The sequence below is a fragment of the Rhodococcus sp. 06-418-5 genome, from assembly GCF_002258285.1.
In the GTDB taxonomy this organism is placed as follows: domain Bacteria; phylum Actinomycetota; class Actinomycetes; order Mycobacteriales; family Mycobacteriaceae; genus Rhodococcoides.
On record NZ_NOYE01000037.1, the window covers coordinates 300,480 to 326,370 of the forward strand.

28 protein-coding genes and 4 tRNA genes are annotated in these 25,891 nt (G+C 65.0%); 6 read left to right on the top strand and 26 right to left on the bottom strand.

Annotated elements, in window-relative coordinates; translation table 11 throughout:
* Window positions 1-77 precede the first annotated feature (77 nt).
* Window positions 78-596: an RNA polymerase sigma factor gene (locus CH274_RS26570; protein ID WP_256993704.1), complete on the top strand. Its 519-nt coding sequence runs from the start codon at window positions 78-80 to the stop codon at window positions 594-596.
* On the top strand, window positions 593-1,348 hold the full coding sequence (locus CH274_RS26575; protein WP_094659389.1) for a hypothetical protein: 756 nt from the start codon (window positions 593-595) through the stop codon (window positions 1,346-1,348). The genes CH274_RS26570 and CH274_RS26575 overlap by 4 nt, the downstream gene beginning before the upstream one ends.
* Here the strand turns inward: CH274_RS26575 and CH274_RS26580 are convergent.
* The 5 genes from CH274_RS26580 to CH274_RS26600 are packed head-to-tail and all read right to left on the bottom strand — an operon-like array spanning window position 1,327 to window position 6,896.
* Window positions 1,327-3,567: an MMPL family transporter gene (locus CH274_RS26580; protein ID WP_094659390.1), complete on the bottom strand. Its 2,241-nt coding sequence runs from the start codon at window positions 3,565-3,567 to the stop codon at window positions 1,327-1,329. The genes CH274_RS26575 and CH274_RS26580 overlap by 22 nt on opposite strands.
* On the bottom strand, window positions 3,568-4,722 hold the full coding sequence (locus CH274_RS26585) for a hypothetical protein (protein ID WP_094659391.1): 1,155 nt from the start codon (window positions 4,720-4,722) through the stop codon (window positions 3,568-3,570).
* On the bottom strand, window positions 4,719-5,459 hold the full coding sequence (locus CH274_RS26590; RefSeq protein WP_094629496.1) for a phosphatidylserine decarboxylase: 741 nt from the start codon (window positions 5,457-5,459) through the stop codon (window positions 4,719-4,721). The genes CH274_RS26585 and CH274_RS26590 overlap by 4 nt, the downstream gene beginning before the upstream one ends.
* Window positions 5,459-5,656, bottom strand: a complete 198-nt coding sequence (locus CH274_RS26595; protein WP_032393950.1) for a hypothetical protein — start codon at window positions 5,654-5,656, stop codon at window positions 5,459-5,461. Before CH274_RS26595 ends, CH274_RS26590 begins: the two co-directional genes overlap by 1 nt.
* A 1-nt stretch (window position 5,657) precedes the next feature.
* On the bottom strand, window positions 5,658-6,896 hold the full coding sequence (locus CH274_RS26600; RefSeq protein ID WP_045199011.1) for an SDR family oxidoreductase: 1,239 nt from the start codon (window positions 6,894-6,896) through the stop codon (window positions 5,658-5,660).
* A gap of 236 nt (window positions 6,897-7,132) precedes the next feature.
* On the opposite strand from CH274_RS26600, the gene CH274_RS26605 reads away from it, so the two are divergent.
* Both CH274_RS26605 and CH274_RS26610 read left to right on the top strand, forming a co-directional pair.
* The gene (locus CH274_RS26605) at window positions 7,133-9,079 is read left to right on the top strand and encodes a CocE/NonD family hydrolase (protein ID WP_094659392.1); all 1,947 of its coding nucleotides are present in this window, start codon (window positions 7,133-7,135) and stop codon (window positions 9,077-9,079) included.
* A gap of 10 nt (window positions 9,080-9,089) precedes the next feature.
* Window positions 9,090-9,995: an alpha/beta fold hydrolase gene (locus CH274_RS26610; RefSeq protein ID WP_094659393.1), complete on the top strand. Its 906-nt coding sequence runs from the start codon at window positions 9,090-9,092 to the stop codon at window positions 9,993-9,995.
* A 77-nt stretch (window positions 9,996-10,072) separates the two neighbouring features.
* On the opposite strand, the gene rplA is transcribed toward CH274_RS26610, so the two are convergent.
* The 11 genes from rplA to CH274_RS26665 all read right to left on the bottom strand — a co-directional run bounded on the left by rplA (window position 10,073) and on the right by CH274_RS26665 (window position 14,784).
* Window positions 10,073-10,792, bottom strand: coding sequence for a 50S ribosomal protein L1 (gene rplA / locus CH274_RS26615; RefSeq protein ID WP_027498276.1), 720 nt, complete (start codon window positions 10,790-10,792; stop codon window positions 10,073-10,075).
* 81 nt (window positions 10,793-10,873) lie between these two features.
* On the bottom strand, window positions 10,874-11,308 hold the full coding sequence (gene rplK, locus CH274_RS26620; protein WP_008713829.1) for a 50S ribosomal protein L11: 435 nt from the start codon (window positions 11,306-11,308) through the stop codon (window positions 10,874-10,876).
* 64 nt (window positions 11,309-11,372) lie between these two features.
* Entirely contained in the window at window positions 11,373-12,197 is an 825-nt protein-coding gene (nusG, locus tag CH274_RS26625; RefSeq protein WP_094659394.1) for a transcription termination/antitermination protein NusG, read from the bottom strand.
* A 65-nt stretch (window positions 12,198-12,262) separates the two neighbouring features.
* Window positions 12,263-12,739 carry a preprotein translocase subunit SecE gene (gene secE / locus CH274_RS26630; RefSeq protein ID WP_094659395.1) on the bottom strand — a complete coding sequence of 159 codons (477 nt, stop codon included), beginning with the start codon at window positions 12,737-12,739 and terminating at the stop codon, window positions 12,263-12,265.
* Between the two features lie 30 nt (window positions 12,740-12,769).
* Window positions 12,770-12,842: transfer RNA gene (locus CH274_RS26635), tRNA-Trp, on the bottom strand.
* Between the two features lie 187 nt (window positions 12,843-13,029).
* The gene (hadB, locus tag CH274_RS26640; RefSeq protein WP_032393945.1) at window positions 13,030-13,455 is read right to left on the bottom strand and encodes a (3R)-hydroxyacyl-ACP dehydratase subunit HadB; all 426 of its coding nucleotides are present in this window, start codon (window positions 13,453-13,455) and stop codon (window positions 13,030-13,032) included.
* Complete coding sequence (gene hadA, locus CH274_RS26645) at window positions 13,442-13,954, bottom strand: (3R)-hydroxyacyl-ACP dehydratase subunit HadA (RefSeq protein ID WP_045199004.1); 513 nt, start codon at window positions 13,952-13,954, stop codon at window positions 13,442-13,444. The genes hadB and hadA overlap by 14 nt, the downstream gene beginning before the upstream one ends.
* A 141-nt stretch (window positions 13,955-14,095) precedes the next feature.
* On the bottom strand, window positions 14,096-14,263 hold the full coding sequence (gene rpmG / locus CH274_RS26650) for a 50S ribosomal protein L33 (RefSeq protein WP_027498281.1): 168 nt from the start codon (window positions 14,261-14,263) through the stop codon (window positions 14,096-14,098).
* Window positions 14,264-14,344: 81 nt separating this feature from the next.
* Window positions 14,345-14,417, bottom strand: a tRNA-Met gene (locus CH274_RS26655).
* Window positions 14,418-14,479: 62 nt separating this feature from the next.
* A tRNA-Thr gene (locus CH274_RS26660) sits at window positions 14,480-14,552 on the bottom strand.
* 149 nt (window positions 14,553-14,701) lie between these two features.
* A tRNA-Tyr gene (locus tag CH274_RS26665) sits at window positions 14,702-14,784 on the bottom strand.
* Between the two features lie 174 nt (window positions 14,785-14,958).
* Here CH274_RS26665 and CH274_RS26670 point away from each other — a divergent pair.
* Window positions 14,959-15,459 carry a YajQ family cyclic di-GMP-binding protein gene (locus CH274_RS26670; RefSeq protein WP_032393943.1) on the top strand — a complete coding sequence of 167 codons (501 nt, stop codon included), beginning with the start codon at window positions 14,959-14,961 and terminating at the stop codon, window positions 15,457-15,459.
* A 79-nt stretch (window positions 15,460-15,538) separates the two neighbouring features.
* Here CH274_RS26670 and htpX read toward each other — a convergent pair whose 3' ends face one another.
* From htpX to CH274_RS26710, 8 genes are all read right to left on the bottom strand, one after another.
* Window positions 15,539-16,408 carry a zinc metalloprotease HtpX gene (gene htpX / locus CH274_RS26675; RefSeq protein WP_045199000.1) on the bottom strand — a complete coding sequence of 290 codons (870 nt, stop codon included), beginning with the start codon at window positions 16,406-16,408 and terminating at the stop codon, window positions 15,539-15,541.
* Between the two features lie 74 nt (window positions 16,409-16,482).
* Window positions 16,483-17,502: a polyprenyl synthetase family protein gene (locus CH274_RS26680; RefSeq protein ID WP_032393941.1), complete on the bottom strand. Its 1,020-nt coding sequence runs from the start codon at window positions 17,500-17,502 to the stop codon at window positions 16,483-16,485.
* A 126-nt stretch (window positions 17,503-17,628) separates the two neighbouring features.
* The gene (locus tag CH274_RS26685; protein ID WP_179275871.1) at window positions 17,629-18,480 is read right to left on the bottom strand and encodes a MurR/RpiR family transcriptional regulator; all 852 of its coding nucleotides are present in this window, start codon (window positions 18,478-18,480) and stop codon (window positions 17,629-17,631) included.
* Window positions 18,481-18,493: 13 nt separating this feature from the next.
* A complete protein-coding gene (gene phnE, locus CH274_RS26690; RefSeq protein WP_094659397.1) occupies window positions 18,494-19,330 on the bottom strand; it encodes a phosphonate ABC transporter, permease protein PhnE in 837 nt (278 codons plus the stop codon).
* Entirely contained in the window at window positions 19,327-20,121 is a 795-nt protein-coding gene (gene phnE / locus CH274_RS26695; protein WP_179275872.1) for a phosphonate ABC transporter, permease protein PhnE, read from the bottom strand. Before phnE (CH274_RS26695) ends, phnE (CH274_RS26690) begins: the two co-directional genes overlap by 4 nt.
* Window positions 20,118-20,906, bottom strand: coding sequence for a phosphonate ABC transporter ATP-binding protein (phnC, locus tag CH274_RS26700; RefSeq protein WP_094659398.1), 789 nt, complete (start codon window positions 20,904-20,906; stop codon window positions 20,118-20,120). Before phnC ends, phnE (CH274_RS26695) begins: the two co-directional genes overlap by 4 nt.
* A gap of 4 nt (window positions 20,907-20,910) precedes the next feature.
* Complete coding sequence (gene phnD, locus CH274_RS26705; protein ID WP_032393936.1) at window positions 20,911-21,924, bottom strand: phosphate/phosphite/phosphonate ABC transporter substrate-binding protein; 1,014 nt, start codon at window positions 21,922-21,924, stop codon at window positions 20,911-20,913.
* Window positions 21,921-22,607, bottom strand: coding sequence for an HAD family hydrolase (locus CH274_RS26710; protein ID WP_094659399.1), 687 nt, complete (start codon window positions 22,605-22,607; stop codon window positions 21,921-21,923). The genes phnD and CH274_RS26710 overlap by 4 nt, the downstream gene beginning before the upstream one ends.
* Before the next feature lie 128 nt (window positions 22,608-22,735).
* Between CH274_RS26710 and CH274_RS26715 the strand changes: the two genes are divergently transcribed.
* Window positions 22,736-23,983 carry a geranylgeranyl reductase family protein gene (locus CH274_RS26715; protein WP_094659400.1) on the top strand — a complete coding sequence of 416 codons (1,248 nt, stop codon included), beginning with the start codon at window positions 22,736-22,738 and terminating at the stop codon, window positions 23,981-23,983.
* Between the two features lie 6 nt (window positions 23,984-23,989).
* On the opposite strand, the gene CH274_RS26720 is transcribed toward CH274_RS26715, so the two are convergent.
* Window positions 23,990-24,685, bottom strand: a complete 696-nt coding sequence (locus CH274_RS26720) for a demethylmenaquinone methyltransferase (protein ID WP_082073920.1) — start codon at window positions 24,683-24,685, stop codon at window positions 23,990-23,992.
* A 48-nt stretch (window positions 24,686-24,733) separates the two neighbouring features.
* The gene (locus CH274_RS26725; protein ID WP_179275873.1) at window positions 24,734-25,873 is read right to left on the bottom strand and encodes a glycosyltransferase family 4 protein; all 1,140 of its coding nucleotides are present in this window, start codon (window positions 25,871-25,873) and stop codon (window positions 24,734-24,736) included.
* Window positions 25,874-25,891 lie beyond the last annotated feature (18 nt).

Sequence of the window (25,891 nt, forward strand, 5' to 3'; positions counted from 1 at the left end):
GTAAAGAAATATTTTCCGCCCTCGTCGTGAACGTCCGAGGGTCCACCGACGTAACCACTGTCATGAGCATCGGGAGCGTGATCGAACTGGACTTCGACGTCGCTGCCGCGTACGACGAGCACGCGTCGGCCATGCTCGGGTTCGCCGTCAACGCTCTGCGCGACAGAACTCTGGCCGAGGATTGCGTTCAGGAGACCTTCTTTCGGGCATGGCGAGCGCGATCCCGATTCGAGCCGAGTCGCGGGTCGCTGCGAACGTGGTTGTTCGCCATCGAACGCAATGTGATCGTCGACGTTCAACGGTCGCTGACGAGGATGCCGACGCCGGCGTCGGACCGGATCGAGGACATCGATCGGGGGTCGGGCGGGGTCACGCGTGACACCAGTCCCGACGTCGACGAGCGGCTCCGAATCATCGCCGCACTCGCCCTGCTCTCCCCCGAGCATCGGCAGGTCGTCGTCGCAGTGCACCTCGGCGGCAGCACCTACGCCGAACTCTCGGAATCGACCGGAGTTGCCGTACGAACACTGCGCACCCGCACCTTCTATGCACTGCGGGCCCTACGAGACCACCTCGACGGACAGGAGGAATCATGAGCGCATCACCCGATCGCCGAGCCGAGTTGATCGCCGCTGCCGTCGGCGACGATCTCGACGACGCCGAAGCCGCCGAACTACGCGAACTCGCTGCGGCGGACCCCACGATCGACACCGAGATCGCCGAATTGCGCGAGATGACGGACATCCTGGGCCGCCGTGGACCGACCGAGCCCTGGCTCGAATCCGCGACGCCACCCGACCTGCGCGAGCGAATCCTCGTCGCGACGGGCCGCTCCCCGCGAGAGCGATCCGGATCGCCGCAATCCGGTATGCAGCGATTCGGTATGCAGCGATTCGGTGTGCAGCGCAGATCGGCAGGTCTGGCCGCTGCGGCCGCGATCGTGGGGGTGGTGGTCGGCGGTGGGGCCGTGCTCGGGGTGGACGCCTACCGCCAGCCCGCGGATCCACCCACCGCGATCACCGGTCCACCCGGAACCCTCGGCGCGTACGAGGAAGTCGCGTTCACGACGAGTGCGCCGAGCGTCGACGTAGAAGGAGGTCTGGTCGCCCACACCTGGGGCACCGAGACCGTTCTGGAGATGGAGGGCATCTCCGATCGTGGACCGTACGAGGTGGTTCTCGTCGACCGGTCGGGTGTCGAGCGCCCGTCCGGCACGTTTCTCGGTAGTGACATCACCATCGAGTGCCGCATGAACGCCGCGGTACTGCGCCAGGACGTGACCGACATCGAGATCCGCTCGGCCGGCGGCGAAATCCTGGCGAGCGCTCAGCTGCCGACGGCCTCGTAGCGCCCGGAGTCGACTCTCCTGCGGTTCGACCCGGGCCACCAGTTCCGCTCACCGAAGAGCTTCATCATCGCGGGCACCATCATCATCCGCACCAGCACCGCGTCGAACAGCACTGCAATGGCGAGAGCGAAGCCGAACTGTTTGAGCTCGAGAACGTCGGCGGTGAGGAAGCTGGCGAACACGGCGATCATGATCGCGGCGGCGGCCGTGATCGGCCTGGCGGTGTGCTCGATGCCGTCGACGACGGCCACGTCGTTGCTCGCTCCCCGCACGAACACCTCACGCATGCGGCCGATGAGGAACACCTCGTAGTCCATCGACAGGCCGAAGACCACCGCGAACACCGTCACCGGTAGATACACCTGGATGTAGCCCGGGCTCTCGAAGCCGAGAAGGCTCGACCCCCAACCCCATTGGAAGACGGCGACGGTCGCACCCAACGCTGCTCCGGTGACGAGCAGGTTCATGGCGACCGCCTTGAGCGGAATCACCACGCTGCGGAAGACGACTGCCAAGTACACGAGCGAGAAGGCGAGAACAGCGGCGACGACCCAGGCGAACTTGCCCGAGATCTCGTCGGAGGCGTCGACCACCAGTGCGGTGGTGCCACCCACGGAGACGCTCGTGCCGTCCGTCTCGCCCGCGGCGACCGCCTGCTCACGCAGGGATCCGACGAGATCGGAGGCCTGAGTCGAGTCGATCGGCACCGACGGAACCACGATCAGCAGCGACCGCCCGGCCTCCGGCTGCGCCAAAGCGTAGGCGACGCGATCGTCCCCGCGCACGGAGTCGGCGAAGGCGTTGACGGTGGCCATCTGCTGCGGTTCCAACGGACTGTCGTTCTCACCCGTGAACACGATGGTGATGGGTGAGATGGTCCCGGGCGCGAACTTCTCGGTCAGGACCGTGTTGGCCCGTCCCGACGGTTCGGCGCTCAGCGCTTCGGCACCGAGGTCGACACCGTACGAGATGGAACCGATGGGAATCAGGCAGACGAGGAGGACCGCGGCCGACGCGGCCGTGTAACGCCACGGGCGCTCGATGACGTGCTGCGCCCATCTCGACCACCACGTGGGCACCGCGGCGTCGTGCTCGTCGACCGACGGGGGTTGGAATCTGCGCGGCAGCGACCAGGCTCCGATGCGCGTGCCCAGTACCGCGAGAATCGCCGGCAGCAGGGTCCAGGCGACCACGACCACGGTGGCGATGGTGAGTGCGACGACCAACGAGATGCTGCGTACCGCGGGGACATCGACGATGGCCAGGGCTCCGAGTGCGATCAACACGACCAGTCCGGAGATGACGATGGTGTGCCCGGCGGTACCCATGGCCGCCCCGACGGCGCGCTCCGTCCGGTCCGGATCGTCCGAGGGTCCGGCTCGCCCGATCTCCTCCCGGAATCGACTGACGATGAACAGCGCGTAGTCGATTCCCAGACCCAGACCGAACATCGCCGCGACGGTGGTGACGAGAACGTCGAACGTCATCACGTTGGACAACAGCGCGAACATTCCGAATGCCGCCAGCACGCCGATGCCGGTGGAGACCAACGGCACGATGCCTGCGACCACCGACCCCACCGCCAGGATCAAAACCACGAAAGCGATGGGAAGACCGATGCTCTCGGCCCGTACGGCATCCGCGGATTCGACGCGGGTGAGATCGACCGTCATCGGGGAATACCCCGTCACCGCCACCTCGACGCCGTCGCCGGATGCCGCGTCGATCATCTCCTGCACGCGTTCTGCGACCGCGATCCGATCGCTCGCCTCTCCGCCGATACCGACGAACGCCAGCGCCGACGTGCCGTCCTGCGAAATCGTTGGGACGAAGCCCGCGGTCTCGTAGGGGTCGACGACCCGCAGCACGTCCGGGGACTGCCGGAGCCGACCCACGACCTCCCCCACTCGCTCACGGAACGCCGGGTCGGATGTGTTCACCGATTCGGAGGTGAACGTGACGACGAGTTGTTCCGATCCGAACGACTCGAAGTGGCGCTCGATCAGATCGTCGGCCCGGCTCGATTCGGTGCCCGGCACCGAGAAGTTGGCTCCGACCAGCGAATTCTGCAGCGCCGGATACAGAACCGCCGATCCCACCGCCAGCAGCGTCCAGATCGCCAGCACCACCCAACGCCGACGCGCCACGAGCCGACCCCACCGGTCGCCGATGTTTCCCCTCGTCACCTGCGGGTCGAATCGCGAGATCGTGTCGGTCATCTACGTCAACTCCCGGCTGAAGATGCGGTAGGTGCGATGCGGAGCGAGCTTCGTTCGGGTCAGGACCGAGCCCCTCATCCACGGACTGTCATCGAGCACGGGAGCCGCTTCGACGCGAGTGAACCCGAGGTCGCGCATGCGCACCGACATCTCCATGATCAGCAGGGAGGACACGGCTCGATCGGGGCAATCGGGATCGACGAACAGCATGTCCACCCGCACGCCGTCGATGACCTCGGTTCGACCCGGACGCTTGACGTGCCACAGCGTCACCAGGTCTCGCGCCCAGCGAGACTTCAGGTGCGCCGCCTTCGCGGCGGCCTGATTGACGTCCGGGATTCCCATCAGGAAGCCGACGGGCTTGCCGTCGAGTTCGGCCAGCAGGGTCAGCCTGCGGTCGATGACCGGAAGCATCATCTTGAGCAACTCGAACAGCTCGGTGTAGGACAGCGGCGAAAAGCCCCAGAAGTTCACGAACGTCTTGTTGTAGAGGTCCCGCACGATGCGCGCGTCGCGCCGCAGCGTCCGGTACTTCATCGACCGGAACGTCACGTCGGATCGCGCCTTGATCTTCTCGAAGATCTGCATGTGCCGCGCGTATTTGGGGTCGTTGTAGATGATGCACGGGTCGTCGAAGAGGTAGCTGTAGAAGTCCTTGACCGCCATCAGACCCCACTTCTCGAAGTGGGCGGCGTAGTAGTGCGGATTGTGCGGCATGCCCACCAGCGGCAGTGCCGGTGTTTCGTCGACGACGATGCCTGCGCTGTAGAACATCGACGGCCCGAACGGTCCGGAGATGGTCGCGAGCCCGCGAGCCGAAAGCCATTGCGCCGCAGCGTCGAGCAATGCTCTCGCAACGTCGTGATCGTCGACGGCCTCGTAGAAGCCGAAGAAGCCGATCGACTCCCCCGTGTACTCGGTGAACGACAGGTCGTGGATGGCCACGATGCGGCCGACGGCGATTCCGTTCTCGCGCGCCAGGAATGCTTTCGTGATGCGAGTGGCGGCGACCGAGGACGGCGGTGCGATGAGCACTCGACGCAGGTCTATCGACTCGTCGGGAAGGCGGTGCGGATCGCCTTGGTAGACCAGGTCGGAGACGGCCTCGAACTCGCGCCAGCCTGCTTTGCCGTCGACCTCTTCGATCGTGATCATCGTTCCTCTTCGTTCTGTTGACTGCCGTCGACGAGGATCGGTGAACGGGCCACCGTCGTCTCCCCGGCGAACACGTAATTGCCTGGCCGGACGGTGATCTCGTCGACGAGTGCGTCCGGCACGAACACATCGCACTGAGAACCGAAGCGGATCATCCCGTACTGCTCGCCGCGTTCGACGGTGTCACCGACGGCGACGTGCGCGACGATGCGGTCGACCCAGAGATCGGCAATCTGCGTCACCGTCACCACGGCACCGGACTCGTGCTCGATCGAGATGGTGAGCCGCTCGTTGGTGAGCAGGTAGTCGCAGCCCTCGTCGTACGGAGTGCGTCGGGTCAACAGGTTCGCGCCGACCCTGGCCATCGACTTGTTGAACGGTGCAGCCGACCGATGGCGACGCATGCCGACGGTGCCCGCAACCGGAATTCGATTGCGGTGCACCGAGTATTCGGACATGTAGATCCCGATCAGGTAACCGCTGTCGGTCGAGCTGACTCCGGCGATCTCGTCGAGAACGATCGTCCGCCCCTTCTTGACGGCGAACGCGGTACTGCCCGCCTCCACGCGTTTGACGTACGTGACGAACCCGTCGGCCGGCGCGACCACCGACCGCGGATCGGCGGGCGGTTCGCGGTGCGGATCACGGAAGAAGAACCGCGTTCGCCAGTACACGAACAGCCCGAACGGAGCTGCCGGCACCACGGCGAGGCCGAGTGTCCACCGAATCCACGACATCAGCTGTGCCGCTGTTCGTCGACGCTCTCCGACCAGGTCACGAAGGCATCGGCCGCCCGGATCCGCACAGAGGCGGGCAGCAGCCCGATCAGGCCGCACACCACGTAGAACCCGAGCGAGAGAACGCCGTTGGTCACCTCACGGCCGATGGGTACGTCCCGTAGGCGCACCGAGGTGGGTTCGAATCCCTCCGACACGTCAGTTGACGGCGGCGGGCGTGAGCGTCTTGAGCTGTGCTTTGTCGAAGTAGAGCTCGAAGAGGCGACGGTGATCGCACCACGAGATGTCGTGGTCGACCGGCAGGATGGCCTCGGGCTTGTGCACCAGGCGCATGAGCTTGTCGATGTTGTCGGCCAGCATCGTCTCGGCGAACCGAGGTGAGATGCGTACGCTGACGCGCTCCTTGAACTCGTCCCAACTCACCAGATCGAGCCCCAACAGTTCGGCATAGAGATCGTGACCGTAGCCGGTGGGATTGCTCGGCAACAGCCTCGTCAGAGGATGACCGCGCAGCGAGTTGCTCGCCATCACGTCACACATCACGTCGACGGGAACGTAGTTCATGCCAGGGCCGTCCCAGATGGCACCGGCAGCGATCGCCAGTTCGATGATCCGCCAGAAACTGTAGACCCGGCCAGGATCACGCCCGAGTTCGGTACTGCCGAGGATGTAGGGGGCTTCGCACAGGGTGACGGAGTAGGTGTCCGACATCGACAGCCAGCCCAGCAGCGTTGCGTTGACCCACTTCATCTGCGCGTATCCGGAGTACCACCACGAATCGGGACGACGGAAGTCCTCGGGCTTCTGGTACAGGTGGGCACCGATGCTTCCCACGTACGTCAGGTGCTTACGGGTGGAGGTGATGCTGAATTCGAGGATGCGCAGCACGCTGACGAACCAGTCGTCGCGCAGCTCGGCGTAGCTCTCGGTGTAGTCGGTCGAACTGGCGCAGTTGAAGATCTGCCCCACTCCGGCAGCCAGGTCGTAGTAGGCGGCCTTGTCCAGACCGAACCGGAACTTCGTCGGCGTGCCCTCGACGATGCGGATCTTGCCGGCGTCCACCACGATCTCGTACTGATCGAACGTGCGCTGCAGACGCTCGAGAGCCGTCTCTTCCTCGGTGGAACGAACCATCGCGTAGACGACCTCGACGGCGGAATCACGAGTAAGGCGGCCGATCAGGTGAGCACCGAGAAAGCCGTTGGCTCCGAACACGAGTGCGGTATCGGTGCGCGGCGCTGCCATGTCTGCCACCCGTCTGCGAGTGTCCTCGTCGACGAACGGTCGCAGCGCCGTCGGATCGCCGTTGCTCAGAGCAACGACGTCGGCGTACTTCCCGGCGAACCGTAGCCCCGGGCATTCGTTGGTGATCAAAGCGTCTGCGTGCGGCCAGATCGGACGCAACGATCCGTCTCCGAACAATGCTTCTACGTGCATTCGTGCTCCCCTGCAACGGTCGGTGTCCCACATCACTCGGACGGGCAGACGTTAGCAATGACGGAGCCGGACAACCGGATGACCGAGAAAGTCTGGTATAGCCCACAGTGACGCTCAACTGCCGTTGAGAGGATTCCCAACAAGACACAGAAAGTCGGCGTTCTGATTGGTACGCGTTACGACCGAAACGCGTTATGCAGGACAAGATGGGTCGTTCGAAGGTCTAATCGGTCTTCATGACTGCCGTAGAGCCACACCCCCTCCTGCAACCCGTACGCGATCCGAGCGGCGGGGACGCTGCGGCTGCATGGGCGGCGATCGTGCGCGAGGAGCCGCGCTACCCGAGAGTGTCGGTCGCGGCGAACGTCCGCATTCCGATGAGCGACGGAACTGTGCTGCGCGCATACGTCTTTCGCCCCGCGGACGCGTCGGGACGGGCGGTGGAGGGCGCGTTTCCCACCGTCCTGAACCTCACGCCCTACAACAAGCTGCTGATCAAGGGCATCGACACCATCCTCGAGACCCCCGTTCTGGGTCGTGCGATCCGAGCTTTCTCGTCCGCGTTCGACCTGACCGGAACCAGGTTCGACGGCATCACCGAGCTCACCCGGGTGGTAGCGGGCGGGGCGGCCGACCTGCTCTCGGTCAACCGTCATCTCGTGCGCAGCGGGTACGTGCAGATGATCGTCGACGTCCGCGGCACCGGAAGTTCCTCGGGCACCTGGGACGTGCTCGGCCGCCGGGAACAGCTCGACTCGCTCGAGGTGATCGAATGGGCCCGACGCACGAAATGGTGCAACGGCAGAATCGGGATGGCCGGAATCTCGTACTCCGCCATCAACGCCCTGCAGGCCGCAGCCAAGCAGCCTGCAGGCCTCGACGCGGTGTTCGCGGTCGAGGGGTCGGTGGACATCGTGCGCGAGATCTTCGCCACCGGAGGTGCCACCTCGGCGTTCATTCCGCTGTGGCTCGCGGCCGTCAACGGGCTCAAATGGGCACCTGCGATCGGCGGAATCGACCCGCTCGCCTGGCTCCGCGATCGTGCTCGATCCCCGGCCACGAATCTGCTCGACCTGGCCAAAGGCTTTGTCTCGGGCGGAGATCCGCGAATCTACGACAACGAGTACTACGACACCATCGATGCCGTCATCGAAGACATCGCGGCACCGACATTTCTGTACGGCTGCTGGCACGACATCTTCGGCGGGTCCGCACCCGACATCTACAACCGCCTCCCTCTCGAACGCGGATACAAGCAGCTGCTCGTCGGCGACGGATACCACGGCAACCCGGGAATCGGGTTCGGCGAGCCGGGCTTTCCACCTCGCCTGGACGTACTCGAACGCGCTTGGTTCGACAAGTGGCTGCGCGACGTCGACAACGGAATCGAGAACTACGGCCCCGTCACCCTGCGTCAGCAGGGCGGCAATTGGACTGCGCACGGGCGCTTTCCGGCTCCCCAGGCGCAACCGCGCCGGCTCTACCTGTCGGCAGCGGCATCGGGCACCGCGCCCCACGCCGTCGCCGACGGCAGCCTTACCGGCCTGCCGACCGCCGAGTCCGATGTCCTGACGGTGCGCCCCTCGCTGCGAGCCGTCGTATCTCGGGACACCACACAGGTTCTCGCCGGTGTGACGGCAGTCCTGGGCGGCGGCTTCACCTACGACAATCGATTCGCCGAGGGCGGCGCAGTCACCTTCACCACCGCGCCTGCCGAGTCGGACACCGTACTGTCCGGCCCCATGAATCTGCATGTGCGCGTCGTCTGCCATGCGCCGGAAGCGATGTGGGCCGTCATGGTCTGCGACGTCTCCCCGAGCGGCCGGTCGATCGTGCTGAGCAACGGTGCCCTGCTCGCGTCACGCCGTGCCGTCGATGACGAACGCTCACTGTTCGCCCCGAACGGCGATTACACCCGCCCGTACCATCCGCTCACCGAGGCAGCGCTGCTCCCGGTGCCCGTCGGCCGACCCATCGATCTCGACATCGACATCCTCACCACCGAAGCCGTCATCGCATCCGGCCACCGCCTCCGCGTGAGCGTATTCGCCACCGACACACCGCGGTTCATCCCGATTCTGCCGGATCTGGTGCGTACGCGACTGCGCCGACAGGACATCGACATCGACCCGGACAATCCGAGCTACCTGGTGGTGCCGGTACTCGGTGAGCCAGGCTGGTAGGAACGAGACCATGAGAATCGAACAAGGTGTCGCACCGACGAACTCCGTCGAGATCGCGTACGAGGACATGGGGTCGACCGACGATCCAGCAGTGTTGCTCATCATGGGCCTGTCCGCGCAATTGACGTTGTGGCCCATGGACTTCTGCACCCGTCTCGTCGACGCCGGCTACCGGGTGATCCGCATCGACAACCGCGACATCGGGTTGTCCACCAAGATGACCGGGCAGAAGGTACGAGGTTCCCAGATCGTTCGGCTGATCCGGCACGAGTTCGGGATGTCCTCGGACGTGCCGTACACGATCACGGACATGGCGGCCGACGCCGTCGGCGTGCTGGACCATCTCGACATCGACTCGGCGCACGTCGTCGGTGCCTCCATGGGCGGAATGATCACCCAGGTGTTCGCCGGAAGTTATCCCGACCGAACGAAGTCTGTCGGCATCCTCTTCTCGAGCACCAACGAGCCGTTCCTGCCGCCCCCAGACCCACGCGCTCTGCTGCCGCTCATCGGCGGCGTCGGGAAGGACGCCACCAAGGACGAGATCATCGCGCACTCGGCCAAGACGCTCGCCGCGATCGGCTCCCCTGGCTACCGCACTCCGCCCGAAGAGCAGCTCGAGATCGCACAGGTGATGTACGAGCGGAACTACAACCCGTCCGGTGTCGTCCGGCAGATGGCCGCCATCACCGGCACCGGCAGTCTGCGGCCGTACGCGAAGAAGATCACCGCACCCACCACGGTCATCCACGGCACCGCGGACAAACTGGTGCGACCGTCGGGCGGCAAGGCCATCGCCCGTGCCGTCCCCGGGGCCGAGTTGACGCTGATCGACGGCATGGCCCACGACCTGCCCGCAGCACTGCTGGACCGCATCGCCGGGATCATCCTGGCCAATTTCGCGCGAGCTGCGTAGCACCACGGACCTCATCACGCAACGAAGGCCGGCACCCGATGAATCGGTGCCGGCCTTCGTGATGATGCTGAACTGATTTACGCGTTCGCGTCGTCCTCGAGGAGGTTGCGCGTGCGGTTCGGATCGACCTGGACGCCGGGTCCGGTGGTGGTCGAGACGGTGACCTTCTTGACGTAACGACCCTTGGCCGACGACGGCTTCGCACGCAGGATCTCGTCCAGCGCTGCGCCGTAGTTCTCCACCAGCTTGGTCTCGTCGAACGAGGCCTTGCCGATGACGAAGTGCAGGTTGGCCTGCTTGTCGACGCGGAAGTTGATCTTGCCGCCCTTGATGTCGTTGACGGCCTTGGTCACATCGTTGGTGACCGTGCCCGTCTTCGGGTTCGGCATCAGGCCACGCGGTCCGAGGACACGGGCGATACGGCCGACCTTGGCCATCTGATCCGGGGTGGCGATCGCGGCGTCGAAGTCCAGGAATCCGCCCTGGATGCGCTCGATCAGATCTTCTGCGCCGACGACGTCGGCTCCTGCTGCCTCGGCCTCTGCAGCCTTCTCACCAGCGGCGAAAACAATAACCCGAGCGGTCTTGCCGGTGCCGTGGGGAAGGTTGACGGTGCCGCGCACCATCTGGTCGGCCTTGCGAGGGTCGACGCCGAGACGCACTGCGACCTCGACGGTGGGGTCGAACTTGCTCGACGCGGTCTCCTTGGCCAGCTTCGCGGCTTCGAGAGGCGAGTAGAGGTTGTCCTGGTCGATCTTTGCGGCCTGCTCGAGGTAGGCCTTGCTGCGCTTTGCCATGTCTTACTGTCCTTCGTTCGAGTTCAGTGTGGTTGACGAGCCTGGCCGGCTCTCCCACGTGTCTTGCTTGACGGCTGAGAATCAGCCTTCGACGGTGATGCCCATCGAGCGAGCAGTGCCGGCGATGATCTTCGCGGCCTGATCGATGTCGTTGGCGTTGAGGTCTTCCTGCTTGGTCTTGGCGATCTCGCGCACCTGGTCCATGGTCACCTTGGCGACCTTGGTCTTGTGCGGCTCGCCGGAGCCCTTCGCCACGCCTGCGGCCTTGAGCAGCAGCTTGGCAGCGGGGGGAGTCTTCAGCTTGAAGTCGAACGTGCGGTCTTCGTAGACCGAGATCTCGACCGGCACGACGTTGCCGCGCTGCGACTCGGTCGCGGCGTTGTACGCCTTGCAGAACTCCATGATGTTGACGCCGTGCTGGCCCAGCGCGGGGCCGACGGGCGGTGCCGGGTTGGCGGCACCGGCCTGGATCTGAAGCTTGATGATCCCGGCTAGCTTCTTCTTCTTCGGGGGCATTTCTTTTTCCTTGTATTCGCTCGGGTTTCTTGCGGTTGCTACTGCAAGTCTGTGTGCTCGGCTACTAGATCTTGGAGACCTGCGTGAAGCCGAGCTCGACCGGTGTCTCACGGCCGAAGATCGATACCAGCACCTTGAGCTTCTGCTGCTCGGCGTTGACCTCGCTGATGCTGGCGGGGAGGGTGGCGAACGGGCCGTCCATGACGGTCACCGACTCGCCGACCTCGAAGTCGACCTCGATGGCCGGCTTCGACGTGGTGTCGCCGCCCTGATCGGCTGCGCCTGCGGTCGCTTTCGCGTCCTTCTTGGCACCTTCCTGCGGCATGAGGAACTTGACGACCTCGTTGATGGTCAACGGTGACGGCCGCGAAGTGGCACCGACGAAGCCGGTGACGCCCGGGGTGTTGCGGACCGCTCCCCAGGACTCGTCGTTGAGCTCCATGCGAACGAGGATGTAGCCGGGCAGAACCTTGCGGTTGACCTGCTTGCGCTGACCGTTCTTGATCTCGGTGACCTCTTCGGTGGGAACTTCCACCTGGAAGATGTAGTCACCGACGTCGAGGTTCTGCACGCGGGTCTCGAGGTTCGCCTTGACCTTGTTCTCGTATCCGGCATACGAGTGGATGACGTACCAGTCACCGGGAGCGCGGCGCAGAGCCGCCTTCATCTCGGCAACGGGATCCTCGGGCTCGGCTGTCACATCTGCGTCGGCAGTCTCGCCGTCTTCGGCGGGGACGTCCTCACCGGCGGCAGCGGCGACATCGGCCTTGATTGCTTCGTCGGTCTCGCGGTCCTGAGCGGCCTGCTCCGCTTCGAGGCCCTGCTTGGTCGCCTCGACATCGGCGTCGAATGCGGCCACTTCGGTGGCGTCGTTGTGCGGCGTGCTCACGTCAGCACCCTTTCTCTAGTTTCCTGCTCGGTTCGATCGTCGATAGGTCACGCAGCTGCGATCGGTCAGCCGAACAGCCAGCCGACGCCCTGAATGAAGAGCACGTCGAGGCCACTGATGTACGCGACCATGAACGTCAGGAAGACGAGCACGACGGTGGTGTAGGTGACCATCTGCTTCTTGTTCGGCCAGATGACCTTGCGAAGCTCGGCGACGACCTCACGGAAGAACTGCAACAGACGCAGAAACACGTTCGGCCGCTTGTCGGCTTTGACCTTGCCCGATCGAGTCCTACCGGTCTTGACCTTCGCCGGCGTGGTGGACGCGGCCGGAGCCTTGGACATCGACACGCCCGCAGCGCTGCCGCGGGACCTGCTGGTCGATCGCTTGCCGGTGGGCATCACAGCGTCTGCAGCGGATTCACCGGCAGTGGTATCAGCATCGGAAGGACGGCCCTCGGAGCCAGGTGCGACGTCGTCTGAAGCCGAAGAGTTCTCGAACTCCTCCGATCGACCGTCGCGCTTACCGCGCTCCTCGCTCACGTCGTTCCTCTCAGTTGCTGACACCTTGGGCAGGGGCGACAGGACTTGAACCTGCAACCTACGGTTTTGGAGACCGTTGCTCTACCAATTGAGCTACGCCCCTTCGGCCGAAACTTCTCGGCCGCTCTGGTGTCCATTCGGCCGGTCACCGTCCGCACTACCTCTGGAAGAGGACGCGGGCAGCGCAGAGCGCCGAATTACCCCAGAAATCTCAGTGTACTGCACACCCTTCGGAACAGATAAATCCCGTCGTCCCGGCCGTGAACGAGCTCGACCGGACCGACCCGTGCTCAGGCCAAGCGCACCGTTGCGGTGGCTCGCCCGAAGATCTTCTTGCCGGCGGACTTCGCGACGATGGCCACGGTCGCGGTTCGCGTCTCGGCGTCGGTTGCCTTGATCTTGCCGGTGAACTCCACCGACGCAGGCGAATCGACCGGGACGAGCACCGCACTGGTGAAGCGCACGTTGTACTCGGTGACCGCACCCGGGTCGCCGAGCCACGAGGTGACGAAACCGGCACCGAGACCCATCGTCAACATCCCGTGAGCGATGACGTCGTCCAATCCGGCCAACTCGACGACTTCGTCGCTCCAGTGGATCGGGTTGGGATCGCCGGACACGCCCGCATAGTTCACCAGGTCACCACGGGTGAGCGAGACGACGCGCTCGGGAAGCTCGTCGCCGACCGACACGTCGTCGAAGTTACGAAGCGCCATGCCTGATCACTTCCTTCACCGCATGGGCGATGTTCTCGTCGATCTCACCGCCGGTACGCGCCACGATGGTCGTCCAGGTCGTCTGAACGAGATCGCCGTTCTGATCGGTGATGATGTTCTTGGTGGTCATGATGTCGCTGCCGCTCATCTGCCGGAACGACTCGAGATACACGTCGCAGAAGATTCGATCGCCCACCTGGAGCGGGCGATGGAATTCCAGCCTCTGATCGGTCTGCAGAATCTGACTCGGGTCGTATCCCGTGATGACCTCTTGCAACATCCGAGTCTGCGACATGATTCCGAGCAGCGAAACGAAGGTCAAGGGCGCGATGAGACCGTCGTAGCCGAGGCCCTTCGCTGCGTCCTCGTCGTGATGCGCGGGATGAAAATCCTGGACGGCACGCGCATACTCACGAACCTTCTCGCGGCCGACCTCGTAGAAGTCGTCGACGCGGAAATGAGAACCGACCATGGACGCCGCGTGAGCGGACGCATCCATGGCCGGGACGTCGTGCTGAGCTTGTGACACGGAAAGACAACCTTTTCTACCCTGGACGCAAGAGCCGTTAGGGGGAGAAGTGTGTCCTAACGCCGGGCGCCGACTGGTGAACGGATCTGCGAACCAGCGAGCCGAGCGGAACTAGCGAGATTCGCGGTGAGCCCGATGCGTGCCGCAGTTGGAGCAGAACTTCTTCAGCTCGATGCGGTCGGGATCGTTCCGACGGTTCTTCTTCGTGATGTAGTTGCGGTGCTTGCAAACCTCGCAGGCCAAGGTGATCTTGGGCCGCACATCGGTGGAGGAGGCCACTGGACGCCTACTTTCGGGTAAATCTGATCAGGGTCAATCAGGACTGTTCATGAGTGCTACGGGTCGTGCTTGCCTACTGTGTAGCGGTGACCGGACTTGAACCGGCGACGCAACGATTATGAGTCGTTTGCTCTACCAACTGAGCTACACCGCCTCAGGTGCTCACCGTCCACCATCCCACGCGGGGAACGCGACGTCGAGCCATCCAATCCAGCGAGCCCCCTAACGGAATCGAACCGTTGACCTTTTCCTTACCATGGAAACGCTCTACCGACTGAGCTAAGGGGGCGAGCAACTACGCATGTTGCCGTGCGCTGAAGCCTTCAAGAGGTTACACATTCGGAGCGCCCAGTACCAAATTGCGTGGTCAGCGAGCCCAACATGTCCCTCTTCACATGGAAACCCCAGCGAGGAAAATCCTCGCCGGGGTTCCAGGTGTGGCAGATGTAGGATTCGAACCTACGTAGGCATAAGCCGACGGATTTACAGTCCGCTCCCATTGGCCGCTCGGGCAATCTGCCGTGATGCGATCGAAGCCCGTACTGCTCTTCGGCGCGGTGAGAAGAATACAACGAACGTCCCCCCGGAACGCAAACCGGGTGGATACGGTCGGTAGCGGGCCGATAAAGTCCCTGCGGGATGTGGACCGACACCACCGCCAAACAACATTTCGATTCGACTGGAGAGTGTGAGAAGTGGCTGATTCGTCCTTCGACGTAGTGAGCAAGGTCGACCGACAGGAAGTGGACAACGCTCTCGGACAGGCCGCGAAGGAGCTGGCGACCCGCTTCGACTTCCGAGGATCGGACACCAGCATCGAATGGTCCGGCAGCGGCGAGTCCGAGACCATCGTGATCACCTCCGAATCCGAGGAGAAGGTCAAGGCCGCCCTCGACGTGTTCAAGGAGAAGCTCATCCGACGCGATGTCTCCCTCAAGGCGTTCGAAACCAACGATCCGGCCGCGTCCGGCAAGGTCTACAAGGTCACCGGCAAGCTCGTGCAGGGCATCACCACCGAGAACGCGAAGAAGATCACCAAGAAGATCCGCGACGACGGCCCCAAGGGCGTCAAGGCCCAGATCCAGGGCGACGAACTGCGCGTGAGCAGCAAGAAGCGCGACGACCTGCAAGCCATCCAGCAGCTGCTCAAGAACGAGGATTTCGGAATCGCACTGCAGTTCGTCAACTACCGCTAGAGCGGCTTCGCCGCATGTGAGCAGAAATTCGTAGCGTGCTACGAATTTCTGCTCACATGGGTCGTTCCCGCAGGCCCCGTCAGTACGGCCGGTGGCCGGCCATCCGCTCGAGTCGCTCGATGCGGTCGGCCATCGGCGGGTGGGTGGCGAACAGTCGACCCGCCTTGTCGCCGATGCGGAACGGATTGGCGATCATCAGATGCGACTCGGCTGCCAATCGTGGCTCGGGCGGCAACGGTGCCAACTGCACTCCCCGCTCGAGTTTGCGGAGCGCCGAGGCCAGCGCCAGCGGATCTCCGGTCAGCTCGGCTCCCGACTGATCTGCCTGATACTCACGCGAGCGAGAGACCGCGAGCCGTACCAGGGTGGCCGCAATGGGCCCCAGCATCGACACCAGCAGCAGCGCGATCGGGTTCGCGCCTCCGTTGCCGCGTCCGCCGAAGACGTTGGCGAAGAAGGCCAGGTTGGCCAGGCCCGAAATGACGGCAGCCATCGCCCCGGCCACCGACGAGATCAGAATGTCGCGGTTGTAGACGTGCGAGAGCTCGTGACCGAGCACCGCTCGTAGTTCACGCTCGTCGAGGATGCGCAGAATGCCCTCGGTGCAGCACACCGCGGCGTTGCGCGGATTGCGTCCGGTGGCGAACGCGTTGGGGTTGTTGGTGGGGCTGACGTACAGCGCAGGCATCGGCTGATGAGCCGTCGTCGCCAACTCCCGCACGATTCGATACATCGCCGGTTGCTCGAGTTCGCTCACCGGCACCGCGTGCATCGATCGCAGGGCCATCTTCGCACTGTTGAAGTACGCGTAACCGTTGACGCCAACCGCCAGGACGATCGAGCCGATCAGAATGGTCGCGTTACCGAACAGCGAGCCGATGAAGACGATGAGCGCCGACATCCCGACCAGCAGGCCGAATGTCTTTGCGCCGTTCGCGTAACCGTTCATGTCCGAAGTGCCTCCTCGTACCGGGTGCTACTACCCGATCAACGAAAACACCCCGACCGGCAGTTCCCCGGTCGTCAGCCCACGCGTTCGACGGTGTAGTCCACCAACCGGCCGAGCGCATCGTTGGCCGGTCCCTGCGGCAGCAGTGCGAGTTCTGCGTGTGCCCGAGCGGCGTATTCGCCGAGTGTCCTCTTGGCCGAGATCATTCCCGGTGACCGCTGCAGCAGCTCGAGAGCCTCGGTGACCAGAGCGTCCTCGGTGACCGGACCGGCGAGGATCTCGCGCAGTCGATCGCCGTCGGCACCGTCCTCGCGCAGCGCGAAGAGCACCGGCAGAGTGTGTACGCCCTCCCGCAGGTCGGTGCCGGGAGTCTTGCCGGACTGCTCGGTGGCCGAGGAGATGTCGATGATGTCGTCGGAGATCTGGAAGGCGGTACCTACCGCGTCGCCCAGGCGCTCGAGTCGTCCCACGTGCTCGGCATCGCCGCCGCTGAAGGTTCCGCCGAAGCGTCCACACGATGCGATGAGCGAACCGGTCTTCTCCCACACGACCTTCAGATAGTGCGCGACGGGATCGTCGGTGCTCTTGGCTCCGATGGTCTCGCGCATCTGACCGGTGACGAGTTCTGCGAAGGTCTCGGCGATGATGCGCACGGCGTCGGGTCCAAGGGTGGACACCAGACGAGACGCGTGCGCGAACAGGTAGTCGCCCGCGAGGATCGCCACACTGTTACCCCAGCGTGAGTTCGCACTCTCGGCACCTCGACGCATCGACGCCTCGTCCATGACGTCGTCGTGATAGAGCGTCGCCAGGTGGACCAGTTCGACGACCGTGGCCGCGGTGACGATCGCCGGATCGGTCGGCGACGGTCCCAGCTGGCCGGTGAGCACGGTGAACAGGGGCCGGAATCGTTTTCCGCCGGCCTTGGCCAGGTGCAACGCAGCCTCGGTGAGAAACTCCTCACCGTCGGAGAGCTCGCTGATCATCAGCTCTTCGACGCGTGCGAGGCCGTCGGCGACGGATCGCGCGAGCTCCGGGTCACCCAGGTCGACTCCGGCAACGACCGTTGCTACGGCAGCGTCGTCTGTACTCACGATGTTGGTCCCTGTCCTGTCGTCGACATGCCGGCAGCAGCGACTTCAGCGCCGCTGCTCGCCTTCTACCGTAGTGAACCTAGCGTGCACACCGGTGCGACGGTGTCACCGACCACAGGTGACGCTTCACTCACCGAGGTTGCCGGAGATGACTTCCAGCGTCGCGGCCATCGCTGCCGACGCTCTGTCACCCAAGGCGTCGGTCAGAGCGGCCATCAGACCTTCGAGCAGGATCACGTGCGGAATTCTGCTGGTCACGGCGAGTTCGCGCTGGAAGCTGAGGTCACGCATGCCCACCACCAGTGCGATGTCCGACGCGGCCGCCAGGGTCGAGCGAGCGAACGACGTCACCGAGACCACGGTGGCCCCGCGTTCCCGTGCGGCCTGAGCGGCCTTGGTCGACGCGCTCGTGGCACCCGATCCGCTGATGATCAGGGCCACATCGCGATCGGTGAGGAGCCGGACGGCGACCTGCTGCGCGATCGAGTCGGTCGGTGCGTGCGAGCGCAGGCCGACCGAACGCATCCTGGCATCGGTATCGGCGGCCAACGCGGCCGAGAGTCCGTTGCCGATGACCACGACGGACTCGGCACCGGCGAGCGCAGCCACCGCGCGAGTGACATCCTCGGTGGTCAACAGTGCCGTCATCGCCGCGATGGAATCTCCGACGTGGGCGAAGGTCTCCGTCACGATCGCGAACGGACCGTCCGCCGACCGCTCCTGCGCGGGCAACGCCCGGGCCGCATCGCGCGCGAGCAAGACTCGCAGCTGCTGATAACCGCCGAAGCCGAGACTCTGACAGGTACGCACCACCGACGCCCGTGACGCCCCGGCCGCGTCGGCGACCTGCTGCGAGGACATCTCGACGATGTCGGCGGGACGTCGGAGAAACACCTCGGCGACGGCCCGCTCGGCGGGCAGCAACGACGGAATGATCGATCGGATGTGCGGCACGACTCCACCGGGCGCGAGATCCATGCTCATATCTTGCTCATACTTTTCTCTGCCATCCCCAGCTCCCGTCGATGATGCGTCGACGCACCTGACCGGAGACCTGGTCGATGAGCACGGTGATGACCACGACGACGATCAGCAGCATGCCGACCGCACCCCACTGGCGGTACTGCACGTTGTCCACCAACATGCTGCCGATGCCGCCTGCACCGATCAGACCGAGGATGGCCGACGCACGGACGTTGATCTCGAAGCGATAGAGCCAGAAGGCGAACACCTCGGGTGCGACGTCGGTCCACAGTCCCCACCGCACGATCTGGGCCGTCGAGCCGCCTGCCGCTCGGGCCGCTTCGACCGGACCTTTCTCCGCGCCTTCGATGGCCTCGTAGCCCCACTTGCCGAGGGTGCCGACCGAGCCGATGGCGATCGCGAGTGCGCCGGTGAACGCGGTCAGCCCGGTGACGGACAGAATGAGGATGGCAATGACGACCTCGGGGACTGCACGAATGACGGCGAACACGATGCGCAGCGGCCATCGCAGCCAGAGAGGCCCGATGTTCGCGGCTGCGAGGAAGCTCAGCGGAAACGACACGACGATGCCGAGCACCGTTCCGAACCAGGCCATCTGCACCGATTCGATGGTGGCCGAGACGGCCTTGCCGAGTGCGGACACGTCCGGTGGTGCGAACATCAGGCCGGCGTAGCGCACCAGGTTCTGTGGCAGGTCGAGCAATCTGTCCCAGCGAATCTCGATGCCGTACAACGACAGTGCGCACACGGCGAGGATGCCCACCCACACGGCGGTGCGCAGGGGGTTGCGTGGTTTGCGCGGCCGGGCCGGAGTGGCACGGGTGGTGCGGTCGACGACGGTCATCCGACCAACTTTCGACGGGCCCAGGACGAGAGCAGTTCCAATGCCAGGACGATGACGAGAATCTCCAGGATGATGAGGCTGAGCTGGTGATACTTGTAGAAGGTCCGAACATTGTCGATGAGCATGCCGAGTCCGCCTGCACCGACGAGTCCGATCACCGCCGAGGCGCGCACGTTCAGTTCCAACGTGTAGAGGCTCTGCGATACGAAGGCCGGAAAGACTTGCGGCGCAACGGCACTGCGGTCCGCGGCGATCCAGGAGCCACCCGCCGCGAGAGCGGCTTCCTGCGGTCCGCGATCGACCGAGTCCAGCGCCTCGGAGACGAGCTTGACGATGATGCCCACGTTGAACACGATCAGCGCCAGAATTCCCGACAGCGCCCCGGTGCCGACCACCGCGACCAGCACCGCCGCGTACAGCAGATCCGGCACTGCGCGAACGACATTCATGATTCCGCGCACGACCGTCAGGAGCGGCCGATTCGGGTTGGTCACGCGTGAGGCCGCGAAGCTCACCGGGAACGAGATCGCGGCACCGATGGCGGTCGCGATGACGGCCATCTGCAGGGTCTCGAGGATCGCGTCGACGGTCTCGGGGAAGAACCAGTAGTCCGGCTGCATCAACTGGATCAGCTTGCCGGTGGCGTTGCCCCAGTTGTCGATGATGTCACCCAGGTCGGCACCGACACCGACGCCCGCCCAGACGGTGATCAGTCCGATGACGGCAAGTGTCACAACGGTTTTCCATGCCGAACGCGGCTTCACCGGCCGGGTGGAAACGGAAGCGCTCACAGCTCTGCCTTGGCTTCCAGCACGTCCTCGGCGGTCAGCGAGCGGCCGTAGATGCTCTCGAACACCGATTCGTCGGCGTCGCGGCCATGGCCGTCGAACACCACCTTGCCGTCGCGCAACCCGATCAGCCGGTCGCCGTAGCGGCGGGCGAGATCGAGGAAGTGCAGGTTGACCACCACGGTGATGCCGAGTTCTGCGTTGATGCGCTGCAGGTCTCGCATGACGACGTGCGACGTCGGCGGATCGAGCGAGGCCACCGGTTCGTCCGCGAGGATCACTCGCGGTTGCTGTGCCAGTGCCCGGGCGATGGCGACCCGTTGCTGCTGACCGCCGGAGAGGGACGACGCCTTCGCGTAGGCCTTGCCGACTATCTCGACTCGCTCGAGCGCCTGCATGCCCAGTTCGGTGTCTTCCGCGGACCAGGCACCGAGCAGCGTTCGCCACATCGGCGAGCTGTGCAGCCGGCCCATCATCACGTTGTTCAGCACGCTGGTGCGCTTGGCGAGGTTGAAGCCCTGGAAGATCATTCCGACGTCTCCGCGCAGATCGCGTAACCCTCTGCTGCTCAGATTGTTCACGGCGCGATCACCGACGGTCACGGTGCCGGAGGTGACCGGCACGAGGCCGTTGATGGTGCGGATCAACGTGGACTTCCCTGCCCCGGACAAGCCGACGACGGCAACCATCTGACCCGCCGGAATGCCCAGAGTCACTCCGTCGAGCGCGGTGTGGCCGCCCGCGTAGGTGACCGAGACGTTGTCGAATGCGATGCCGTCGCCGCTCATCCGATCAGTTCCCCAGGCCGATGGAGTCCGCCTCGGTCTGCGCCTGCTGCAGCGCTGCGGGGTCCGCCTTGTCGAGACCGGTGATCTGGTAGATCGCCGTCAGGGCCTCGACGCCCTCGGGGGTGGACGCGTAGTCCTCCATCGCGTCCGAGATGCGCTGCTGCAGATCAGGGCTCAGCGAACTGCTGATCGAGACGCCGTCGTTGGGGATCTCGTTGGTCAGTGCGAACACCACCAGGTTCTTCGCCACATCGGGGGTGTCGGCGACGACGGTCTCGCGGGCGTCCCAGAACGACACGCCCACTTCGTCGTCGCCGTTGTTCACCGACAGCACTGCGGCCGGGTGCGAGGTGACCTGGGTCAGGTCCAGATCGGTGGTGGAGTCGATGCCGGCCTCTTTCAATGCGGCGGAGGGGAACACGAATCCGGCCGATGATGCGGACTGCAGCATGACGGTCTTGGCACCGTTCATCTTGCTCAGCGAGTCCAGTCCGGCCGGACCCGTGCCGCTTTCGGTTCCGTTGCAGTACAGCAGGCCGTTGGCTCCGGTGACGGGAGCGTCGTCGCAGTACTTGTCGGGGTTATTGGTGTAGAACTGCGCGGCGTAGGTGGTCTTGCCCTTGCGCACGGTCTGCAGAGCCGGCTCGGCCCCGTACTTGTTGCAGGCCTGCACCATCTGCAGCGGCGGCAGCATGCCGATCTGGGCTTGGTTGGCACCGATGGCCTCCACCGCCGCCTGGTAGTCCTGTGTGATGACGCCTCGGACCGGGATGCCGAGGCGCTCGGTGAGCGCGTCCTGCAGCGGCTTGACGGTTTCGACGAGCTTGTTGGCGTCGCCCGAGGGGACGAGTGCCAGCGTCAGCTCCGACGGGTCGGCTGCATCTGCCGAGCTGGACCCGGTACAGGGCGACGCAGCAGAGGATTCGGTGGTGGACTCGTCGCGGGCTCCGCATCCGGCGAGCGAGGCGGTGAGCAGTCCGGTGGCAACCACCGCGAGCAAGGGAGTGCGGATTCTCATGACTGTCCTTCGTGGGTGAGTGCGAATGCTGCTGGATCGGTCGACCATTCGAGAAGTTCGTCGTACAACGCCGGAAACGACGAGGCGGAGAACGTCGCTTCCGGGCGGGGGTGACCGTGGCGGTCGATGTAAGCGGTGACGGCACCGCGCCGATGCGGTGCGTCGAGGTCGTTGCGCCAGATGTCGCCGACACTGGCCAACAGATGGGGTGCTCGCGTGCCCAGTAGTGAGTCCACCAGCGCGGGCATCTTCTCGGGCTTGCCTGCGTCGGTGACGACACGATCGACAGCCGCGGTCAGACCGAGCCGGTCGAGGGTTTCGATCACGCCGCGCCGCGGGGCATTGGTGGCCACAACCACGTCGGCGCCGACGCGATCGACGAAATCCGCGAGCCCGGCCGGTGCCCACACCTCGAGCTCACCTGCGGCGAGGCGCTCGCGGGACTGCGCGTAGGCGGCGGCGAGAACGGCAGCGTCCACTCCCACCGACAGTTGCTGGACGGCGGAGTAGCCGTCGAGGTACTCCCCCGCGCCGCGGTCCAAGAAAGCCGTCAACCCGGCACGAAGAGTTGCGGCGGAGATGCGGTCGAGAGATTCGGCCACCGCGTCGGCGTAGGCCCAGACCGGGTCGTCACCGAGGCAGACGGTGCCGTCGAAGTCGAGGAGGAGGATCGGTTGGTGCACGTGGGAGACGCTAGACCCGCCATGAACGATCCGTCCATAGATTCTGAATCTATGAAACAAGCGTTCACACGGCGTTAACCGGAGCCCCTTCACGGCACCGAGTCGCTCCGGTCGGGATACTGGAACTCGTGAGCACCCCCCACCCCGTCCCACCCACCGCGACCGACGTTCTGGTCGTGGGCGCGGGCCCCGCAGGATCGTCCGCTGCGGCATGGGCCGCGCGATCCGGCCGCGACGTCGTCCTGGCCGACGCGGCAGTCTTTCCCCGCGACAAGACGTGCGGTGACGGGTTGACGCCACGTGCCGTCGCCGAGCTAGATCAGTTGGGTCTGGGCGAGTGGGTGCGCGGCAAGGCGCGCAACCGGGGACTGCGACTGAGCGGATTCGGCCAGGAACTACAACTCGAGTGGCCGAGCAGATCGCTGCCGACCATCGGAAGTGCCGTCCCCAGAACCGAATTGGACGACAGGATTCGCGTCGCTGCGGTCGAATCCGGGGCCGTCATGGCCGAGGGAGCCAAGGCTGTCGCCGTCAACCGCGACGGCAATTCGGTCCGTTCTGTGACCCTGCAGACAGCCACCGGAGCCCACGAGATCTCCTGTCGCACACTGATCGTCGCCGACGGTGTTCGTTCCACTCTGGGCAAGCAACTCGGGCGACAGTGGCATCGCGACACCGCGTTCGGCGTCGCGGCTCGCGCCTACATCGACTCGGGCCGCAGCGACGACGAATGGATCAGCTCACACCTCGAATTACGTGACGCCGCAGGCACTCTGCAGCCCGGTTACGGCTGGGTCTTCCCGCTGAACGACGGGACCATCAACATCGGCGTCGGCACCTTGGCCACCGCCAAGCGGCCTGCACCCGGAGCGCTGCGCCCGCTTCTCGACCTCTACACCCACCAGCGTCGCGGCGAATGGGACCTCGGCGGGGAACTGCGCTCGGTGGCGTCGGCGCTGCTGCCGATGGGCGGAGCGGTCTCGGGCATCGCAGGCACCAACTGGGCCATCATCGGTGACGCCGCAGCCTGCGTGAACCCACTCAACGGCGAGGGCATCGACTACGGACTCGAAGGCGGCCGCATGGTCGTCGACCTGCTCGATCACCCCGACCTCACCGACGCGTGGCCGAGCCTGCTGCGCGAGCACTACGGGCAGGCCTTCTCCATCGCCCGACGCCTCGCCGGACTGTTGACCGTGCCGAGATTCCTACCGGCTGCAGGACCGGTGGGCATGCGCTCGCGGGCGCTGATGAAAGTTGCCGTCCGCTGCATGGGCAACCTCATCACCGAGGCCGACAGCGACCTCGTAGCGCGCACGTGGCGGGCATCGGGAAGCGGATCGTTGAAAGTGGATTCCCGGCCGCCGTTCTCGTGAACCGCGCTACGGTCGAGTTGCCTTGTGCAGCGCGACGATTCCGCCGGTGAGGTTGCGCCACTGCACGTCGGTCCAGCCGGCGTCGGCGATGCGCTGCGCCAACTGTTCCTGCGTCGGCCAAGCGCGGATGGACTCGGCGAGGTAGACGTACGCGTCGGGGTTACTGCTCACCGCGCGTGCGACTTTCGGCAACGCCTTCATCAGGTACTCCATGTACACGGTGCGGAACGGACCGAACACCGGCGTGGAGAATTCCGAGACGACGAGCCTGCCGCCGGGCTTGGTGACGCGGGCGATCTCGCGCAGTCCGGCATCGAAGTCCGAGACGTTGCGGAGGCCGAACGAGATGGTGGCGGCATCGAAGCTGGCGTCGGCGTAGGGCAGTGCCATCGCGTCGCCTGCGACCATCGGAACACCTCGCTGCAATCCGGCCTGCAACATGCCCTTGGAGAAATCGGTGGCCACGCACCAGGCTCCGCTGCGACCGAGTTCGACGGTGGAGACACCGGTGCCTGCAGCAAGATCGAGAACACGCTCGCCGGGTTTCAGATCCAACGCTCGCCGAGTGAGCTTGCGCCAACTGCGGTCCTGCCCGAACGAGAGAACGGTGTTAGTGATGTCGTATCGACGGGCGACGCCGTCGAACATCGACGCCACCTCGTGGGGCTCTTTTGCCAGGGTTGCGCGTGATGTCTGGGCCACGCAGTCCAGACTACTCAGGAGCGAAGCCTGCGGAGCGACCAGAAGACGCTACGCAATCTTCTGCACCTGCGGAGCTGTGATGCCTTGCACGTCGTAGTAGTGCGAGATCAGTTCGTCGCAGATGGCCGGCCAGGTTCGGTGCAGAACGGATTTGCGGGCTGCGTCGCCGAATCGTGCCCGGGTGGTGGGTTCGGCGAGGGCACCTACGGCACTGGGCAGCAGCTCGGTGAACTTGTCGACCGGCAGCAGGTATCCGTTGCGGCAGTGCGAGACCAGATCGCGCGGGCCCCCGGCGTCGGGTCCGATGACGGGGACGCCACTGGCGAGGGCCTCTTGCACTGCTTGGCAGAAGGTTTCGTGTTCGCCGGGGTGGACGAAGATGTCGAAGCTGGCGTACGCCCGCGCGAGTTCGTCGCCGCCGAGTTGACCGGTGAAGATCGCGCCGGGCATCAGGGTCTGCAACGCCGCTGTGTCGGGTCCGCCGCCGACGATCACCAGCTGGATCGACGGGTCGGTGGCCAGCACGGCGAGGCGATCGACGTGCTTCTCGGGGGCGAGCCTTCCCACGAAGCCGACGATCAGTTTGTCGCCGGCTCCCCACTGGTCGCGAAGGGTGGCCGACGCGGCCGAAGGCGCGAATCGAACGGCGTCCACTCCCCTGGCCCATCGGTGCACGCGCGGAATTCCGTGCAGCTCCAGTGCGTCGACGGCGGAGGTGGACGGTGCCAGGGTGCGGGCGGCGCCGCGGTGCAGTCTCCTCGTCCAGCGCCACGCGGCCTTGGACGTCAGGCCGAGGCCGTAACTGGCGGCGAAACCGGCGACATCGGTCTGGTAGACGGCAACAGCAGGCACATCCAGTCGGTTGGCGGCGGCGAGACCGCCTGCTCCGAGCAGGAACGGTGACGCGAGATGGACGACGTCGGGGGCGAAGGCGCGCATCGCCGAGACCATGCCGCGGCCCGGCACTCCGACGGGCAGCGAACTGACCTTGGGAACCATGATCGACGGCACCCGGTGCACCGGAACGTCGTCGTGCCACGTCGCGGCTCTGGGGCCGGACGGATTGTCCGGGGCGATGACGATGGCGTCGTGCCCCGTCTTGTCGAGGTGTTCGAGGACACGGATCACCGAGTGGGTGACGCCGTTCATGTTGGGCAAGAACGATTCCGCAACGATGGCTACTCGCACGGTCCTCAGTGTGGGCGG

What these genes read in the sequence shown, in the direction of transcription:
- CH274_RS26575 (WP_094659389.1), top strand. Translation starts at nt 593, where the DNA reads ATGAGCGCATCACCCGATCGCCGAGCCGAGTTGATCGCCGCTGCCGTC.
- CH274_RS26580 (WP_094659390.1), bottom strand. Translation starts at nt 3,567, where the DNA reads ATGACCGACACGATCTCGCGATTCGACCCGCAGGTGACGAGGGGAAAC.
- CH274_RS26585 (WP_094659391.1), bottom strand. Translation starts at nt 4,722, where the DNA reads ATGATCACGATCGAAGAGGTCGACGGCAAAGCAGGCTGGCGCGAGTTC.
- CH274_RS26590 (WP_094629496.1), bottom strand. Translation starts at nt 5,459, where the DNA reads ATGTCGTGGATTCGGTGGACACTCGGCCTCGCCGTGGTGCCGGCAGCT.
- CH274_RS26600 (WP_045199011.1), bottom strand. Translation starts at nt 6,896, where the DNA reads ATGCACGTAGAAGCATTGTTCGGAGACGGATCGTTGCGTCCGATCTGG.
- CH274_RS26605 (WP_094659392.1), top strand. Translation starts at nt 7,133, where the DNA reads ATGACTGCCGTAGAGCCACACCCCCTCCTGCAACCCGTACGCGATCCG.
- CH274_RS26610 (WP_094659393.1), top strand. Translation starts at nt 9,090, where the DNA reads ATGAGAATCGAACAAGGTGTCGCACCGACGAACTCCGTCGAGATCGCG.
- rplA (WP_027498276.1), bottom strand. Translation starts at nt 10,792, where the DNA reads ATGGCAAAGCGCAGCAAGGCCTACCTCGAGCAGGCCGCAAAGATCGAC.
- rplK (WP_008713829.1), bottom strand. Translation starts at nt 11,308, where the DNA reads ATGCCCCCGAAGAAGAAGAAGCTAGCCGGGATCATCAAGCTTCAGATC.
- hadB (WP_032393945.1), bottom strand. Translation starts at nt 13,455, where the DNA reads ATGGCGCTTCGTAACTTCGACGACGTGTCGGTCGGCGACGAGCTTCCC.
- hadA (WP_045199004.1), bottom strand. Translation starts at nt 13,954, where the DNA reads ATGGATGCGTCCGCTCACGCGGCGTCCATGGTCGGTTCTCATTTCCGC.
- htpX (WP_045199000.1), bottom strand. Translation starts at nt 16,408, where the DNA reads ATGAACGGTTACGCGAACGGCGCAAAGACATTCGGCCTGCTGGTCGGG.
- CH274_RS26685 (WP_179275871.1), bottom strand. Translation starts at nt 18,480, where the DNA reads ATGGATCTCGCGCCCGGTGGAGTCGTGCCGCACATCCGATCGATCATT.
- phnE (WP_094659397.1), bottom strand. Translation starts at nt 19,330, where the DNA reads ATGACCGTCGTCGACCGCACCACCCGTGCCACTCCGGCCCGGCCGCGC.
- phnC (WP_094659398.1), bottom strand. Translation starts at nt 20,906, where the DNA reads ATGAGCGGCGACGGCATCGCATTCGACAACGTCTCGGTCACCTACGCG.
- phnD (WP_032393936.1), bottom strand. Translation starts at nt 21,924, where the DNA reads ATGAGAATCCGCACTCCCTTGCTCGCGGTGGTTGCCACCGGACTGCTC.